The organism is Actinoallomurus soli (genome assembly GCF_024055715.1).
Lineage (GTDB): Bacteria > Actinomycetota > Actinomycetes > Streptosporangiales > Streptosporangiaceae > Actinoallomurus > Actinoallomurus soli.
The window spans coordinates 44,498-60,666 of record NZ_JAMXMV010000031.1; the positions used below are offsets into that span (position 1 = coordinate 44,498).

The 16,169-nt window shown below is 70.2% G+C and carries 16 protein-coding genes and 1 pseudogene; 5 read left to right on the plus strand and 12 right to left on the minus strand.

What is annotated here, in order from left to right; all coding sequences use genetic code 11:
* Positions 1–34 precede the first annotated feature (34 nt).
* Entirely contained in the window at positions 35–1,435 is a 1,401-nt protein-coding gene (locus NDW01_RS39070; protein WP_252829538.1) for an endo-1,4-beta-xylanase, read from the plus strand.
* A gap of 66 nt (positions 1,436–1,501) precedes the next feature.
* Here the strand turns inward: NDW01_RS39070 and NDW01_RS39075 are convergent, their stop codons facing one another.
* From NDW01_RS39075 to NDW01_RS39085, 4 genes and pseudogenes are all read right to left on the minus strand, one after another.
* A complete protein-coding gene (locus NDW01_RS39075) occupies positions 1,502–1,720 on the minus strand; it encodes a TetR/AcrR family transcriptional regulator C-terminal domain-containing protein (RefSeq protein ID WP_252829539.1) in 219 nt (72 codons plus the stop codon).
* Between the two features lie 34 nt (positions 1,721–1,754).
* Positions 1,755–1,916: pseudogene (locus tag NDW01_RS44580) on the minus strand (TetR/AcrR family transcriptional regulator C-terminal domain-containing protein); the annotation flags it as partial.
* Positions 1,917–2,310: 394 nt separating this feature from the next.
* The gene (locus NDW01_RS39080) at positions 2,311–2,517 is read right to left on the minus strand and encodes a hypothetical protein (RefSeq protein WP_252829540.1); all 207 of its coding nucleotides are present in this window, start codon (positions 2,515–2,517) and stop codon (positions 2,311–2,313) included.
* Positions 2,514–2,786, minus strand: a complete 273-nt coding sequence (locus NDW01_RS39085) for a hypothetical protein (RefSeq protein ID WP_252829541.1) — start codon at positions 2,784–2,786, stop codon at positions 2,514–2,516. Before NDW01_RS39085 ends, NDW01_RS39080 begins: the two co-directional genes overlap by 4 nt.
* A gap of 197 nt (positions 2,787–2,983) precedes the next feature.
* On the opposite strand from NDW01_RS39085, the gene NDW01_RS39090 reads away from it, so the two are divergent.
* Positions 2,984–4,414: a hypothetical protein gene (locus NDW01_RS39090; RefSeq protein ID WP_252829542.1), complete on the plus strand. Its 1,431-nt coding sequence runs from the start codon at positions 2,984–2,986 to the stop codon at positions 4,412–4,414.
* A 70-nt stretch (positions 4,415–4,484) separates the two neighbouring features.
* On the opposite strand, the gene NDW01_RS39095 is transcribed toward NDW01_RS39090, so the two are convergent.
* From NDW01_RS39095 to NDW01_RS39120, 6 genes are all read right to left on the minus strand, one after another.
* A complete protein-coding gene (locus NDW01_RS39095; protein WP_252829543.1) occupies positions 4,485–6,509 on the minus strand; it encodes a phospholipase D-like domain-containing protein in 2,025 nt (674 codons plus the stop codon).
* A 127-nt stretch (positions 6,510–6,636) separates the two neighbouring features.
* Complete coding sequence (locus NDW01_RS39100; RefSeq protein WP_305883857.1) at positions 6,637–8,949, minus strand: beta propeller repeat protein; 2,313 nt, start codon at positions 8,947–8,949, stop codon at positions 6,637–6,639.
* A 291-nt stretch (positions 8,950–9,240) separates the two neighbouring features.
* On the minus strand, positions 9,241–9,828 hold the full coding sequence (locus NDW01_RS39105) for an SLATT domain-containing protein (protein WP_252783981.1): 588 nt from the start codon (positions 9,826–9,828) through the stop codon (positions 9,241–9,243).
* Between the two features lie 110 nt (positions 9,829–9,938).
* On the minus strand, positions 9,939–11,099 hold the full coding sequence (locus NDW01_RS44115; RefSeq protein ID WP_252829544.1) for a glycosyltransferase family 4 protein: 1,161 nt from the start codon (positions 11,097–11,099) through the stop codon (positions 9,939–9,941).
* A complete protein-coding gene (locus NDW01_RS39115) occupies positions 11,096–11,839 on the minus strand; it encodes a hypothetical protein (protein WP_252829545.1) in 744 nt (247 codons plus the stop codon). Before NDW01_RS39115 ends, NDW01_RS44115 begins: the two co-directional genes overlap by 4 nt.
* Before the next feature lie 144 nt (positions 11,840–11,983).
* Positions 11,984–12,400, minus strand: coding sequence for a GNAT family N-acetyltransferase (locus NDW01_RS39120; RefSeq protein WP_252829562.1), 417 nt, complete (start codon positions 12,398–12,400; stop codon positions 11,984–11,986).
* A 123-nt stretch (positions 12,401–12,523) separates the two neighbouring features.
* On the opposite strand from NDW01_RS39120, the gene NDW01_RS39125 reads away from it, so the two are divergent.
* The 3 genes from NDW01_RS39125 (at position 12,524) to NDW01_RS39135 (ending at position 13,793) form a co-directional block, all read left to right on the plus strand.
* Positions 12,524–12,760 (plus strand): hypothetical protein, encoded by a 237-nt coding sequence (locus NDW01_RS39125; RefSeq protein ID WP_252829546.1) that lies wholly within the window; start codon positions 12,524–12,526, stop codon positions 12,758–12,760.
* The gene (locus tag NDW01_RS39130) at positions 12,760–13,017 is read left to right on the plus strand and encodes a WhiB family transcriptional regulator (RefSeq protein WP_252783987.1); all 258 of its coding nucleotides are present in this window, start codon (positions 12,760–12,762) and stop codon (positions 13,015–13,017) included. The genes NDW01_RS39125 and NDW01_RS39130 overlap by 1 nt, the downstream gene beginning before the upstream one ends.
* 149 nt (positions 13,018–13,166) lie before the next feature.
* Entirely contained in the window at positions 13,167–13,793 is a 627-nt protein-coding gene (locus NDW01_RS39135; protein WP_252829547.1) for a rhomboid family intramembrane serine protease, read from the plus strand.
* 91 nt (positions 13,794–13,884) lie between these two features.
* Here the strand turns inward: NDW01_RS39135 and NDW01_RS39140 are convergent, their stop codons facing one another.
* Both NDW01_RS39140 and NDW01_RS39145 read right to left on the minus strand, forming a co-directional pair.
* Positions 13,885–14,610, minus strand: a complete 726-nt coding sequence (locus NDW01_RS39140) for an SDR family oxidoreductase (RefSeq protein ID WP_252829548.1) — start codon at positions 14,608–14,610, stop codon at positions 13,885–13,887.
* 23 nt (positions 14,611–14,633) lie between these two features.
* Positions 14,634–16,151, minus strand: coding sequence for a hypothetical protein (locus NDW01_RS39145; protein ID WP_252829549.1), 1,518 nt, complete (start codon positions 16,149–16,151; stop codon positions 14,634–14,636).
* Positions 16,152–16,169 lie beyond the last annotated feature (18 nt).

A 16,169-nucleotide genomic window follows, 5' to 3' on the forward strand; every position in this document is an offset into this window, starting at 1 on the left:
ACTTCTCCCGCACACCCCTCTGGAGGAACCCAGCATGTCCTCGCCATTCCGGCCGAGACTCGCGGCCGTCCTGGCGCTGGCACTCGGCGCGCTCCTGGCGCTCACCGCCGTGGTGATGCGCCCGGCGTCCGCCGCGTCAACGCTCGACCAGCTCGCCAAGGCCAAGGGCAAGTACTTCGGTTCGGCGACCGACAACTCCGAACTGTCCGACAGCGCCTACACGGCGATCCTGGGCGGCGGCGAGTTCGGGGCGACCACCCCGGGCAACTCGATGAAGTGGGACACCACCGAGCCTTCGAGGGGATCGTTCAACTTCAGCGGAGGCGACCAGATCGTCTCCTTCGCCAAGAGCCACAACATGATCGTGCGCGGTCACAACCTGGTCTGGCACCAGCAGCTCCCGAACTGGGTGTCGAGCCTGCCGAGCAACCAGGTCCAAGCCGCGATGGAGAACCACATCACCACGGAGGTGACCCACTACAAGGGCCAGCTCTACGCCTGGGACGTGGTGAACGAGCCGTTCAACGAGGACGGCACGCTCCGCTCCGACGCGTTCTACAACGCGATGGGCAGCGGCTACATCGCCGACGCGCTCCGTACGGCGCACGCCGCCGACCCGGACGCCAAGCTCTACCTGAACGACTACAACATCGAGGGCCTCGGCGCGAAGAGCGACGGGATGTACAACCTCGTCAAGTCGCTCAAGCAGCAGGGCGTGCCGATCGACGGCGTCGGCTTCGAGAGCCACCTGGCGATCCAGTACGGCTTCCCGACCAACATGCAGCAGAACATGCAGCGCTTCGCCGACCTCGGCGTGGACGTCGCCGTCACCGAGCTCGACGTGCGGATGCAGCTGCCCGCCGACACCAGCAAGGTCAACACCCAGGCCCAGTACTACACGAACGTCGTGAACGCCTGCCTCGCGGTGACCCGCTGCGTCGGCATCACGATCTGGGACTACACCGACAAGTACTCCTGGATCCCCGGCACCTTCAGCGGTGAAGGCTCGGCCCTGCCCTGGGACCAGAACCTGCAGAAGAAGCCGCAGATCTACGGTGCGATCAGCACCGCGCTCGGCGGCACGGGCGACGGCGGCACCCCGACGCCCACCCCGACCCCCACGCCCGGCAGCTGCAAGGTCGCCTACGCGGCCAACGACTGGGGGACCGGCTTCACCGCGAACATCACGATCACCAACGGGAGCTCGGCGATCAACGGCTGGACGCTGAAGTTCTCCTATCCCGGCAACCAGCAGCTCTCCCAGGGCTGGAGCGGCACCTGGTCACAGTCCGGCAACACCGTGACCGTCACCAACGCGAGCTGGAACGGCGCCCTGGCCGCCGGCGCGTCGACCTCGGTCGGCGCGAACTTCACCTACAGCGGCTCCAACGCGGCTCCGGGCTCGTTCACCCTCAACGGCACGACCTGCGGCTGAGGGCCGGCAGACCGTCCCCGGGGGCCTCGCGTGCGGAGGACCGAGGCCCCCGGGGACATTCGTTCGTCAGTGCTGGTGCGGTAGGGCGGCGATGCCGTCGAGCAGGCGGTCCAGCGCGAACGCGAACCGGGTGTCGAGGTCCGGGGCGGTGAGGTCCCCGGCCAGTGCGACGGTGTGCGGCAACTCCTCGGCGGGCAGCGCGGCGAGCCGGTCGCGCAGGTCGTCGAGGTACGAAAGGGGGAGTCCGGCCGGCGGCGACCGCGGCGGACAGCGGGGCCTGCTCACCGCCGACGAAGCCGATCAGGAAGGTCGTCAGGAGGTACAGCGCGTAGGCGGCGTCGCGGTCGGAGAGCCCGGCACCGCGCAGCGCCCCGATGACGACCTCGATCGTACGCAGCCGGCCGCGGCCGGCGGTGAACCGTCCGGAGAGCAGCCGGGCCGAGTCCCGATGGGCGAGCAGGTGCCGCCGCAGCGTCGGCATGATCGCGGAGAGGCTGGCGCGCCAGTCATCGCCGTCGTACGCGGGGAGTCGGCCAAGACGCCCCGACTTTGGGAAACGGACCTGAGCTGACGCCACCGATGGGACCTGCGGCGCCGAGGATTTTCGTCGCCCTGTGACCGCGAAAACCCTCGGCCGTACCGCCCCGCGCCACCGCCGCCGCTTTCACGGTCGACCCAGCCTCACTACACGGACGGTCCCTCGCGAAGACGCACCCCCAGCACCGCGCCGTACGAAACGCTCGCTGCCCTCACCGTGAGCCTCGCGATCCCTGCCGCCGGTATCGACGGAAGAAAGCGACGAGTAAGACAATGCTCGTCCACCGCGGCGGCAAGGTGGCGACAGAGACGGTGAAGCAGGCGGTGATGGGTACCGCTCACCTGGGCGGCAACGCACCGGCGGGCCAGGGCCATGAACGGGCATTGATGATCGCGCGGGTCAGTTCCTCGGGGTGCAGCGCCTCGATCAGCCGCCATCCGACCGGCGGCGGTATCAGGGCCCACCAGGACCTGGTGTACGTGCCGAACCAGATCGGTGTTCCCGGGAATCTCCGGCTCAGGACGGCCAGCGCGTCGGCGCTCACGGACGGGCGTCGGGCACTTCGGTTCGCCCGCCGAGGTATGCCGTGATCTCGGCGGCCGCTCCCGCCGGATCGCCCACCGCGTAACGCACCTTTTCGCTGCGACGCCACACGAAGGCGTCGTCCTCGATGCCGATCCAGATCCTGTCCCCGGTAAGAGAGGCACGAACCGACAAGGCCGGCCGGGCGTCGCTCAAGCCGACATGCAGTCCGGATCCGGCGAGTGCCTGGCACAGATCGGTCAGTGCGCGGATCTTCTGCTCGCTGTCCATCTGACTCCCTTCTCGATGCGAAATCGACGCTTTCCACGATCGGGCATCGGGCACCGAGAAATGGGCTTCGATCCGGCACGGCAGGTGCGGACATCTGCGGATTGGTGTGCTCGGTGTGCTTCCGGTTCTCGCCTAACACCGCGGTTAGAGTTATCACCGCACCATCCCCCGATGGCACTCTCCCCTAGGTGGACCTCATGACGGCCGTCACCAGCGAGAGCAGCGGCAGATCCGGCGCGCCGAATGAAAAGCTGAAGGACCTGCTCGAAGAAGCCGGATGGCGTCCGGAAAGCCTTGCGCGCCGCGTCAACGCGGCCATCTCAGCAATCAGCCGGGAAAATCGCCAAATCCACCATAAGACTCCCTACCGCTGGCTGAATCGCGGTGAGGTCCCTCATGCGCCGGTGCCCGAGGTCGTTGTGTGGCTTCTCGCCGAAGCCACTGGACGTGATCTGACGTTCGACCAGGTATGGCCTCGCGGGGCATCGCGCTCTTCGCTGCTCTTGCCCGCCGACCACCGCCTCGATCTACCCTGGGATGCGGGCGGATTGCTGCGTCTCCTGGAGGAGTGGTCGCATCCGATGCTGACCCGGCGGACATTCATGGTGGTCTCCGGTACGACACTGACACGCCATGCGTGGCAGTGGTCCGAAGCACCGGTCCCGGTCCTCACCTCGGCCGCGCGGGAGGGGGATCGCGTCACCGCGTCGATGCTCGAACTCGTCGAGGACATCGTCGCGCGATGCCGTCGTCTGGACGAGCGGCACGGTGCCGCGGGTGCCGCCTTCGTGGCCGACCAGTTCGCATGCGTGTCGCGGTTACTACGGCGGTCCCGATACGACGCGCGAACCGGTCGGCGGCTTACCTTCGCCCTTGGCCAACTCGCCCAGACCTCCGGGTTCATGGCGTTCGACTCCGCCCGAGACGGCGAGGCACAGCGCTGGTACCTGACCGGTCTTCGCGCGGCGCACGCCGCCGATGACCGCGCGCTGGCCGCGAGCATCCTGGGCCTGATGAGCAATCAGGCGACGGAGATCGGCGAAGTGGGGGATGCGCTGCAGCTCGCCACGGCCGCGCAGGAGGCCGCCTCGCGGGCTCCGTCGACGGTGCGGGCGCTCATCGCCGCGCGCAGCGGTCTCGCCAGCGCGGCCGCCGGGGATCTGGCGACCTTCCAGCGATTGCGGGAGCAAACGCTGGACCTGCTCGAACGCGCGAAGGACCGTGGAGAGGTCGCTCCGGACTGGGCCGGTTACGTCACCCCGACCGAACTCGATGCCATCGCCGGGCGATGCATGGTCGTCCTGGCCCGGCGAATGCCCACGCGCCAGGGCCGTCTGCTGGCGGAGGCCGAAGGCCTGCTGCGCGGGCGGGCACAGACCGATCCGTCCGGCGAGCCACAGCGGTCGGCGTTCCGGCACGGCGCGTGGCTCGGGCTGGCCCATGCCCAGGCCGGCGACCTGGACCAGGCCGTGGGCGCGGCGCGCCGTGCCGTCGACCGGCTGCCCGGCGTCACCTCGGCGCGCAGCGTCGGCCTCCTGCAGCGCCTTGGCCGCGAACTGGCCCCGCATGCACGCCGATCGCCCGACGTGAAGGGCCTCCTTCATGATCTCGAACGAAGACTGACGTAAAGACAACGCGCCTTCTTCCGCCCGTGGATGGAGCGGAAGAAGGCGCGTGGTCGCCTTGGTGAGGACGGGGCTACCAGTGCGGGACCTCCCTCTGGATCCAGCGCAGGGTCTTCCGGTCGACGATGTCGATTTTCTTGCCGACGATCGACGGGGCCTCGTCGAAGGAGCACCGGTCACCTGAGTTCGTGTCCTTGCACTCCACCTTGTTGCCGTAGGCGACCAGGAAGGAGTCGCCGGAATGGGTGACGGCCTTCACGGTGACCTTCACCTTCGACGCGCCCTTGGCGCGGTCGGTGGCGATGGAGACGACGGTGGGAGGCAGGAACCTCTCCCAGTCGTACGTCGCGTCGGCCTTCGAGTACTTCCACTGCGGGTCGAGGAACTCCTTCCTCAGGTGCGCGACCGCCGCCGGGTCCTCGATGAAGTAGCCGTCGTCCTGCAGGAAGGCCGGGTAGGCGTTCTTGGATCCGAGGTAGAAGACGCGGTCGTCGACCTCGATCAGCTTGGTGTGCTGGGCGTAGGTGCAGGACTCCTTCGGGTCGTCGCAGTCGATGACCTTGCCCTCGTCGTTCTTCTCCTTGCCCTCCCAGCGGGGCTTGTCGCTGCTGCGCAGCGAGGCGTACTGGAGGGTGTCCTGCATGACCTGATCGGCCTTCTTGTCGCCGCCCGCCTGCAGCGCGATCCGCTTGCGCAGCAGGTCCGAGAACTGCCGCATGTTCTTCATGGTGGAGTAGGCGTCCTCGTTGCCGGGCGTGGAGATGACGATCCGGACCTTCACGCCGTGGATCATCTTCCTGGCGACGTTGTCGAGGAGCCGCAGATCCGCCAGCGGCTGGACGGCCTTGATGGGGCCGCCGATGCTCGCGCACCAGCCGTAGAGGTCCTGCTGGGAGAACACGATCGACTTGGTGGCGGTGGCCACCATCTCCCGCAGCGCGGTCTCCTCCGGGTTGACGGTCTGGTAGTCCCGGTCGCGGTTGACCACGTCCTTGTCGGCGAAGCGCAGCGGGCACTTGGCGTCGTCAGGGTGTTCGAGGTCGGGCAGCTTGTAGATGGAAGAGCCGTCCTTGGACTGGATGCCGACGCCGAGCCCGCCGACCTCCAGCATGTCGAGGTCGCCGGCCTTCGCGGCGGCGGGCGGGTGCAGGGTCGAGATGCAGCCTCCGCTCGACGGGTACACCCACGATCCGGTGGTGGCCGCCCAGTTCCACGTGTTGCGGTGGGCGCAGGTCCAGTCCCAGAGCCGATTGACGTAGCCGGTCGCCGACGCGGCCGCGGGGCCCCGGATGGCCATCATCATGTCGGTGACGGGTTTGGGGGTCTGGACGTAGTTGTCGGTGTAGGTGTTGACGCCGCCGGTGATGACGGTCCTCCCGTCGACCACGAACAGCTTGGAGTGGTTCCAGGAGGGCGTGTAGCCGCCGACGGGGACGCCCGGTGTTCCCGAGTACGAGGTGGTCATCGTTGCCACGTTGAACGTGATGTTGCGGGCCGAGGCGCCGATGGTCTTCTTCGCGGCGTCGATCCAGTCGTCGCCGTTCACCGTGGCGGGCAGGACCGGCGCGCCCAGCAGCATCCTGAAGGTGATCCGGTGCTTCTCCGATGCCTTCTTCAGCCCGGCGACGATGGCGTCGCGGAAGTAGCCGTCCGGGAACGTACGGCACGGGGAGGGCAGCGGCAGGACCAGCTTCTCCGGGCAGCCGAGCGAGGTGATGTCGACGGTGCTGGTCGCCTCGCCGATGTTCTCGGTGATCTTGCTCAGGAGCCGCTTGGTGCCCGGCCGGTCGGCGGGCGGGCAGGGGTCGTGTCCCCAGCACTGCGGGGTCTGCAGTAGCCAGTCCCCGGCCGATTCGTCGAGCCGGTTGCCGTGACTGCGCTCCCAGACCTGGTGTTCCAGGCCCGGCGACACCTGCCTGACCGCCCTCTCGATCCGGTCGAGGTAGGGCGTCGGCGAGACCGCGATCCCGGCGGCGCGGTGGGTCGCCGCCGGGGCCGTCGGCGACGCCGTGGCCGAGGCCGCGTCGCGGGTGGCCGCCGGCGAGGAGACGGCGGCGGCGACCGCGGCCGCCGCCGCCGCGATGATGATCGTCTTCATGCTCGCCACTCAACCCAGCGGAGCCGCCCGCGCGTTAACGAGCCACACCTCGCTCGGGTAAAGCTTGGGCGCGCGGTGTGCCGAGGGTTTTCGTCGCGAGCACGACGAGAGTTCTCGGCGTTGAGCGCTAGCCGCCCGTACGGTCGCCGTACAGCACGCCTCTTCCGTTCGTTCCTACGTAGACGCGGCCGTAGACGCGCGGGTCGCCGGTGATGGCGGCGCCGATGTTGCCCCACTGGTGGGCGTCGTCGTTGATCCGCACCCAGGTGGTGCCGGAGTCGTCGGACCGGAAGACACCGCGGACGCCGCCGACCTTGGCGATGACGTACAGCGCCGGGTAGGTCTTGCCGGTCGCGGCCTTGCCGAAGCCGACGTTGTCCGCCTCCTGGACGTTCGACAGCTTCGTGAACGTCGCTCCGGAGTCGGTCGAGTGCCACAGGCCGTACGCCGAGCCGGAGGTGCCGCCGGCCAGCCAGAGGTCGCCCTCGTGTCCCGCGACCGCCTTGACGTGCCCGGAGGACGGCAGGCCGGTCGCGGCGGTCGCCGTGAACGTCGCGCCGCCGTCCGTGCTCACGTACAACCGGCCGCCGGACAGGCCGTAGAACTTCTTCGGGTTCACCCGGTCCGCGGCGACCCGCGCGCCGGACGGGATGCCGGACGAGGCGGTCCAGGAGTTGCCGAAGCCGACCGAGTAGTACACGCCCGTGCCGTCGGGGCTCCACACGAACCGGGACCCGTCCGCCGCCGCCGCGACCGTGCCGCCGCCGGTCACGCCCGGCGGCTCGCTGCCCTGCCACCAGTCCGCGCCGCCGTCGGTGGAGAAGCCGACCCGGTTGACGCCCGGGCTGGCGGACTTGTCGACGTCGCCGACGCGGACCATCCAACCGGGGTTCGTCTCGGCGTAGTCGAGGCTCGTCGTGGTGGTCAGGTTCGGCTGGGTGAACATCATCGACGGGATCGCGTCGAGGTTCGTGTGGCGGAAGCCGTCGATGTCACCGAGGGCCGACAGCAGGCGCGCGTCGCCGGACGGCGGGCTGATCAGGTCGTTGACCGCGGTCTCCTCCAGGCCCTTGACCATCGGCTTGATGGCGATCTGCTTCCCGGCGTCCCAGTCCGTCAGGTTCGTCGTGCCGTAGATCGTGGCGCCCGTCCCGTACATCATCCGCGCGGAGTCGAACGGGTCGATCTCCAGCCCCTCGGTCATCCAGCCGAGCTTGGGCGTCACCTCGGGCGGCGACGGGTACGCGCCGAACGTCAGCCACGGCACCGAGGAGACGTCCTGCGTGTAGCGGAACGTACGGTTCGGGTAGCTGCTCCAGTCCCAGATCCGCGTCCAGGTGGCGCCGTTGTTCGTGCTGCGCCAGATCATCGTGTCCGGCCACCAGGAACTGTATCCGGTCACCATGAGGGTGCCGGGGTGCTGCCGGTCGACGCTCAGGCCGCTGTACCCGTAGTAGTTGTCGCCGCTGGAGACCGGGATCGGGCTGATGTCGGTCCACGCTCCGGTCGCGGTGTCGTAGCGCCATACCTGGCCCTTCGATCCGTCGTACGGGCCGCCCTTGTCGCTGGTCGCGAGGTAGAGGTAGCCGTTGGTGGTGTCGAGGACGCCCTTGTGCGCCAGGTACCCGGTGGGCTGGCCGGCGAGGCGCTGCCAGGTGGAGCCGCCGTCGGTGCTGCGGTAGACGGTGTTCTGCGGGTCCGCGACGCCGACGTAGATCGTCTTCGTGGCGTTCCCCGCGCTGCCCGTGCGCTTGTCGAACGTCACCCACACGACACCCTGATCGTCGCTGAGGTAGCCCGAGGAGTCGCTCGGGTCCTGCTGGTACGTGCCGGGGTTCGGGAAGCTCGTCACCTTCGCCCAGGTGGCGCCGTAGTCGGTGCTTCGCCACAGGCCGTTGCCGCTGGGCGCGCCGAGGTAGAGGACGGCGTCCTTGTTCGGGTCGATGGCGAGGCGTTCGCCCATGCCCCGGCCGGGCATGTTGCCGCCCAGCTTGAACGGCAGCTGCGTGGCGGTCCAGCTGTCGCCCTTGTCCGTGGACCGCAGGATGGCGCCGTTGTTCGGGTCCCAGCCGTTGGTGTACATGCCGGCGGCCACGTACACGCGGTTCGGGTCGACCGGGTCGCTGGCCAGGCTCGCCGCACCCATCCAGCCCCAGTTCGTGAAGCCGATCGAGTCGAGCAGCGGCGTCCAGGAGGACGTGCTCTGGTTCCAGCGGTACACGCCGCCGATGTCGGTGCGGGCGTAGATCAGGTTCGCCTGCGACTGGTTGAACACGATGCTCGGCACGAACCCGCCGCCACCGATCTGGACGTTGCGCCAGGTGTACGACTCGGCGGCGGAGGCCGCGCCGCCGACGGCGACCTGACCGGCGAGGCCCGCCAGGACCATGATCACGGCCGCCAGCGCGGCCGTGAGCGCGCCGACCGGTTCTCTACGCATGGACGGACTCCTCTCTCGGCAGCGCCACCGGTGGGAGGGACAGAGGCTGCCGATCGAGGACGACGCTCACCCCGGCGCGTCGAGACCGTCAACGTTTCGACGCGCCGTTCGATCACCTTTCACGGATCGCCGCTCCGGCCAGCGGAAACGGCGACGGGGACGGGCCGGCATGGACACGCCGTTCGACCATGCTCAGGCCGGTCCGGGCACGCCGTTCGACCATGCTCAGGCCGATCCGGGCACGCCGTTCGACCATGCTCACGCCGGTCCGGGCACGCCGTTCGACCATGCTCAGGCCGGCTGGTCGGCCGCCCGCCGCGGGGTCTGGAACACGCGGACGATGTCGCTCATGCGCTCGGTCATGACCTCTTCGGCCCGCTCGACGTACCGGTTGCGCTCGGCGCGGTGCTGCGCCCAGGCGGGGGCGGGAGGAGCGTTGCGGATCACCGCGTGCCAGCGGGCGGTCAGCTCGTCGAGGACCTGCCGCGCCTGCATGAAGGCGTGGCCGGGCAGGTCGACCTCGCGGGCCTGCCGTGCGGCCGTCTCCACCGACCGGTAGGCCTTGGCCGCCTCGGCCGCCTGGTTCTCCTTGCGGCCGGGCGCGACCATGCTGACGACCGTGGCGAGGAGCGCGGCGGCCAGCGCCAGCCCGCCCGCGACCAGGGGGAAGCGGTCGCCGGCGAGGACCAGGCTGCCGGCCACCCCGGCGGCGAGGACGGCGGTGGACCCGAGCCACAGGTTGAGCACCCGCCAGATCTTCACCGTCTCGGCCTGGGCGCGCGCCGAGTGCGAGCAGTGCTCCTCGATCCGGTACAGCTCGGCGGCGACCGTCACGCGCCACACGGGTTCGGCTCCGCCGAAGAGTTCGTTGTCGATCATGGCGTTTCCCCTCGAATACTCGCCGATGATGACGCAGATGATTCAGCGTGTCGTGGCGGCGGCGAAGGGCTCCCGGCCTAAAACGGGAACACGCTTGACCGAGGGAAGAGCTACGCGGTCCCGGTCCGGTGGAGTTCGGCGAGCATCTCGTCCCAGCGGCCGGCGACCTCGGAGATGTCGTAGCGCGTCGCCGTGCGCCGGCCGTTCTCGGCGAGCCGCCGCATCTTCTCCGGATCGTCCATGAGGGACAGCAGGGCGTCGGCGAACGCGTCGATGTCGCCGTCGGGCACCAGCACGCCGTTCTCACCGGACGTGATGATCTCGCGGGGGCCCTGCGGGCAGTCGAAGGACACCACCGGCACCCCGGCGGCGAACGCCTCCACGATCGTCATGCCGAACCCCTCGAACCGCGAGGTGATGACGTGGATGGACGCCTTGGCCAGCTCGCCCTCGATGTCGTTCGTCGGTCCCATGAAGGCCACGTTGTTGTGCAGGCCCAGGCGGCGGGCCCGCCGGCTCAGCTTGTCGGCCTGCGTTCCCTGGCCGTAGACGCGCAGTTTCCAGTCGGGGCGCTTCTCGACGACCTTGGCGAACGCGTCGAGCAGCCGGTCGTACCCCTTGACCCGGACCAGCCGGCCGGCGGCGATGACGACGCGGTTGTCCAACCGGGACTGCGGGCGCGGCCCCGCGGGCAGCCCGTTGCCGATCGTGTAGACCCGGGTCGGGGCGCCGTCGAGCATCCGCGCGTACTCGGCGTGGTCCGCGTCGGTCAGCGTGACGATCGCGTCGAGCCTCTGGTACGAGTCGCGGATCTCCGCGAGGATGCCGGGCTTGTGCGCGCCGAAGTGCAGGTGCTCCTGGCCGATGAGCGTGACGCCGTCGCGGGCCAGCCGCGCGGCGGCGATGTTCAGCCCGGCGCGGGTGGTGACCAGGACGTCGGTCCGCAGGTCGGCGAGGTACCGCGTCAGCGCGCGGTCGCTCTCGGCGCTGAAGTTGTCGTACGCGCGCTCCTCCGGGTGCAGCAGCGTGCTGGGCTTCTTGAGCCGGGAGGCGACGCCGAACTTCCACCATTTCCGGGCGTCCGGCCGGAGGTCGACCAGGCTGGACAGCCGCACCCGGTCGGAGAGCGGGAAGAACGGCCTGTCCTTGTGCTGGAATACGCTGACGATCTCGACCTCATGGCGCCGGGAGAGCTCGTCCGCCAGGTTGAACGTCGCACGGATCGTGCCGCCCATACCGTACGCGTTCATGATGAGGATGGAGATCTTCACGCCGCCTCCGCCTCCGCGTTCGGGACGACCGTGGTGGCGATCGCGAGATGGTCCTTGTCGGTGTAGTAGGCGCGGACGCGGACGCGGTCGGTGTCCCGCTGCACGTGCCGCGCCGGGAACCGGACCTTGTTCTTCTTGTCCGGGATGTCGTCGATCCAGGTGGCGACGATCAGCCCGCCGAGACGCAGGTCCCAGAAGCCGCGCTCGGTCTCCACCGCGAAGGGGGCGTTGGGGAGTTCGGCGTGCCAGTGGTCGCCGGTGAGGCTCACCGTGCCCGGCACCTGCTGCGCCGTCTTGCGTCGGGTGGCGACGATCTCGGCGTCGGCGGGCGTCGCGCCGTACGCGAGGAACCCTTCGAGCGCCAGCTTCTCCTCGCCCGGGTGGACGGCGGTGACCTCGGCGTACGGCTCGACCGTGCGTACGCTGACGCGCAGCCCGCCCGAGGGGGCGCGGAAGGTCCGCAGCGCCCGGCCGCGAGGGCGGCGGGCGTACTCCGCGAGGCCGTCGAGTGAGAAGCCCGGGTCCGTGGTGATGACCTCGGCGTCGGCGGCGTGCACCGACCAGGTGCCGGGGGTCAGGTCCAGCCGCGACAGGTCGGCGGCCTCGCCGTCGAGGTCGATCGCGTGCGCGGCGCCGTCCCGGCGGAGCGTGAGGCTGGTCCCGTCGGCCGGCGGCTCGGCCCAGCGGATACGCAGGACGTCGTCTGCGTCGAGGCGTGCCGACGCGGCGAGTGCGACCATCGCTGGGGGGATCCCTTCGTCCTGCCTATGTGTCCGGACATGGAACCAACACTCGGGTAAACGCCCGGCTAACCGCTTCCCGCACATCCGTGGTGAGTTCGCAGTAAGGACGCCCGCAGGTCGATCAAGGTTTACCGAAGGCCTCTAGAGCGGCAGCTTCATCCCCTCGTGGGTCGCTTCAAAACCGAGGGACTCGTAGAAGCGGATGGCGTCCGCGCGGCGCTTGTCGGAGGTCAGCTGGACGAGGCCGCAGCCGCGCCGCCGCGCCTCGCCGATCGCCCATTCGATCATCTGGTGGCCGAGACCGCGGCCCCGGTGGGCGCTGCCGACGCGGACCGCCTCGATCTGGGCGCGCTCGGTGCCCTTGCGGCTGAGGCCGGGGATGAAGGTCAACTGCAGTGTGCCGGCGACGTCGCCGTCGATGTCGGCCACGATCAGGTGGTTGCGCGGGTCGGCGTCGATGTCGGCGAAGGCGGCCCAGTAGGCGTCGATGTCGCCCTCGCGGCCGGCGCCGATCGCGTCGTCGGCGAGGAGCGCGACGATCGCCGGTACGTCGTTCATGGTGGCGCTGCGGAAGATCACATCGTTCGGCACGGTCCAAAATTTTAGCCAGGATTGACACGACTCGTCGTAGTACTACCTTTGGTAGTACTACGATTCGTCAATAGCGCTACAGGAGGCGGCGTGACCGCACCGTCGACGATGCAGGCTCCCGCCCGGCTCCTGGACCGCCACTGCCAGGAGCTGGTCGCGGACGAGCTCACCCGGTTGGCCCGCCGAGTCCCCTCGCTCGCGGAGGACCACCTCGGCGTCGTCGAGACGTCGCTCCGGCAGATCATCGATCGGCTGCTGCCGGTCCGGAGGCGCGCCGAGGCGCGCCCCGACACCCTGGCGGCCTTGTTCGACCTGGAGGCATCGTAATGATCGAACACTGGACGGATCTCGCGGCCTGCCGAAGCGCCGACCCCGAACTGTTCTTCCCGGTCAGCACCGCCGGGCCGGCCCTGGACCAGGTGGACGAGGCCAAGCAGGTGTGCGCGCGCTGTCCCGTGTCCTCGGACTGCCTCGCCTGGGCGCTGCGCGCGGGCGAGTCGGCCGGCATCTGGGGCGGGACCACCCCCGACGAGCGCCGCTACCTGCGCCTGAGGCCTCTGCCCGCCGCGCCCGCCTGGCACTGATCCGCACGGGCGCCCTGCACTGAGCCGTACGGCGAGCGTCACTGAGCCGTACGGCGGCCGACACTGAGCCGTACGGCCGCCCGGTCTCGAGCCGTACGGCGGGCTGCGTTCTTATTTCACCCCGACCGTCCGGGACGTACGGTTGCGCTATGCCCGACTCGTCGATCACCGAGCGCTCCCCGCGCGACGGAATCACCTACCACGCCGCGCGCGCGGTCAGCGCGTTGTTCATCACCGTCGTGCTGCTCGGCGTCTGCTGGGTGGTGGAGGTCGTGAACTACAACGGTGATCTCAACCAGGAGTACGGCATCCAGCCGCACAACGTGCACGCCCTGTGGCACATCTTCACGGCGCCGTTCCTGCACGCCGGCCTCGACCACATCATGGCCAACTCGGTGCCGCTGGCGATCTTCGGCTTTCTGACGGCGCTGCGCGGCCTGGGCCGCTTCCTCGCCGTCAGCCTCATCGTGATGGTCGTCAGCGGCCTCGGCGTGTGGTTCCTGGCCGCCTCGAACGCCGTGACCGTGGGGGCGAGCGGACTGATCTTCGGCTACTTCGGCTACCTGCTGGCGCGCGGCTTCTTCGAACGCCGCATCCTGGACATCCTCCTCGGCGTCGCCATCGCCTTGGTGTACGGCACGATGATCTTCGGCGCGCTGCCGGGGCAGCCGGGGATCTCGTGGCAGGCGCACCTGTTCGGGCTGATCGGCGGCGTACTCGCCGCGGGGCTGACCCGCCGCCGCAGCGGACCCGCGGCGCTGCCACCCCTCGTCTGAAGCCCCTGCGCGCGCGGCGCCGCCGCCGGTCGCCCGACTGCCGCACGCGCGGCGCGGCCGCTCGCCGTCCGGCTCCTGCTCGCGACCCGCGTCAGCCGCGGACGCTGACGTCGGTGACGTTCGCGTCGCCCGGGGTCGTCAGCGCGTTCACGATCACCGTGGCGACCGTACGGGCCGACATGTAGTCCGCCGGGTCGTACTCCCCGCCCTCCTGATCGCGGACCTTGCGCTGCATCTCGCTCGCCGTGCGGCCGGGGTAGACCGACGTGACCCGAATGTCCGGCTCCTCCTCGCGGAGCGCGTCGGCGAGGGCCCGCAGAGCGTGCTTGCTGGCGGCGTACGCGGCCCACCCGCCACGGGCGCGCAGTCCCGAGCCCGAGTTCACGAAGACGACGTGGCCGCGGGCCACGCGCAGCAGCGGCAGCAGGAGGCGGGTCAGCTCGGCGGGGGCGGCCGTGTTCACCAGCAGTTGTTCGACCCACGTGCTCGGCGAGGCCTCCGCGACCGTGCCCAGCTCGACCACGCCGGCACTGTGCACGATCCCGTCCAGCGCCGGCAGGTCGGCGCGGACGAGCTGCGCCTCGATCCGCCGGGGGTCGGACAGGTCCAGCTCCAGGGTCCACACGCGATCCTCGCCCGTCGGGTGGGCCGTCGGCTCGACGGCCAGCGCGGTCGGGGAGACGAGCCGCAGCGCGGTCTCCTCCAGCCGCTCGGCCGACCGCCCGACGAGGATGAGCGAGTGCCCGGCGTCGTACAGCAGGTCGGCGACGGCCGAGCCGATGCCGCCCGTGGCCCCGGTGATCAAATAGGTTCCCACGCCCTCATTCTTCTCCCCCCGGCTCAGGAGGGACGCAGCACCCGCGCGACGCCGGAGATCAGCGCGGTGGCGAGGATCCAGCCCGTGCCGGTCAGCGACCAGGCGAGCCAGCGGGACCAGCCGACCGGGTCCCACGCGCTGCGCTGCCCGAACGTCTCGATCGGCAGCATCAGGTCGAGCGTGTAGATCAGCGCGTGGAAGTGCGGCCGCTCGTCCGGCTGCTTGATCGTGTGCGGGTGGTCGATGCTGAACACCGTCGTACCCACGGCGACCAGCACCGCCAGCCACACGGCGGCGATCCAGGGGCGATAGCCGTACCCGACCGTCCAGTCGAGCACCACGCCCCACGCCCGGCCGATCGGCCCGAGGCTCCGCCGCCGGGCCCGCTGCTTGGCCAGCTGGCATTTGCGGGCCAGGTCGTCCCGGCCGATCCGGCGCAGCCACGCGGCGAGCTGCTCGTACGGCTGCGGGCGGAACCCATGGGGGTCACGGGAGATCCAGTCGAGCCGCTGGCCCTCCTCCGGCTCCCCGCGCAGCGTCTCGTACACGAGGCCGTTGAGCCGCAGCCGTTCGGGCCAGACGTCGGGCCGGTCGAGGATGACGTCGATGCGGGAGTACCCCAGCGTGACCTCGCCCTGGATCGGCTCGCGGGGGATGAGGATCAGTTCCTTGACGTCGGCGTGGCTCAGGTGCAGGGCGCGCCGGCCGGCGGCGCGGATCGCGCCCTGGTCGAACGAGAGCGTGCCGTCGATCCGCGCGCCGCGCAGGCGCACCGGACCCTCGGCGGTGAAGCCCGCGCTGCACTCCATCCGGTCCTGGACGATCATGTTGTCGCCGTCCAGCGCGCAGGCGGCGTCGCGCACCGTCGTCCCGTACATGAACAGGCCGCCCGTCATGCGGGAGCCGGTCAGGCGCACCTCGCCGGTGATGTCGGAGTTGCGGATGTACGCGCCGGCGTCGACCGTGAGCAGGCCCGCGTACAGGGCGTACCCGCCGGGGTTGCGCAGGCGCACGTTGTTCATGCGGAACCCGCCGGACAGGGCCGCCCGCGTCAGCCGTACCTCGCCCTCGATCAGCGACTCCGACAGGCTGAGGTAGCCGTCCACCTGCAGCCCGCCGCCGTCGAACCCGGGGAACACGCAGGCGCTCAGCCGCATCTGCCGGGCGCGGGCGTTGGAGAAGTCGGGGCGTTCCTCGAGGACGCAGTGTTCGAGGCGGAGCTCGCAGCCGACCTCGCCGCCGGAGACGTTCAGCACGCCGGTGACGCGCGCGCCGCGCAGGCGTACGGCGGGCACGTGCCCGGGCGCCGGCTCGCGCGCGCCGAGCAGGAGGGCGGAGATGACCTCGGCCCGGATCGTACGGTCCGGGGCGCCGGTCCTGGGCGGGCGTTCGTCGCCGAGCGACACGAGCGTGCCCGTCGGGTACGCGTCCCAGAGCCGTCGCTCGGAGCGGGTGAGCCGCAGTCGTCGCTCGGAGGGTGTCTGCCGCAGTCGTCGCTCTCCGTCCCGCCGCGCGCGGACGGCGCTCCACCGATCGGCCACAGACGGTCATCGTACGGC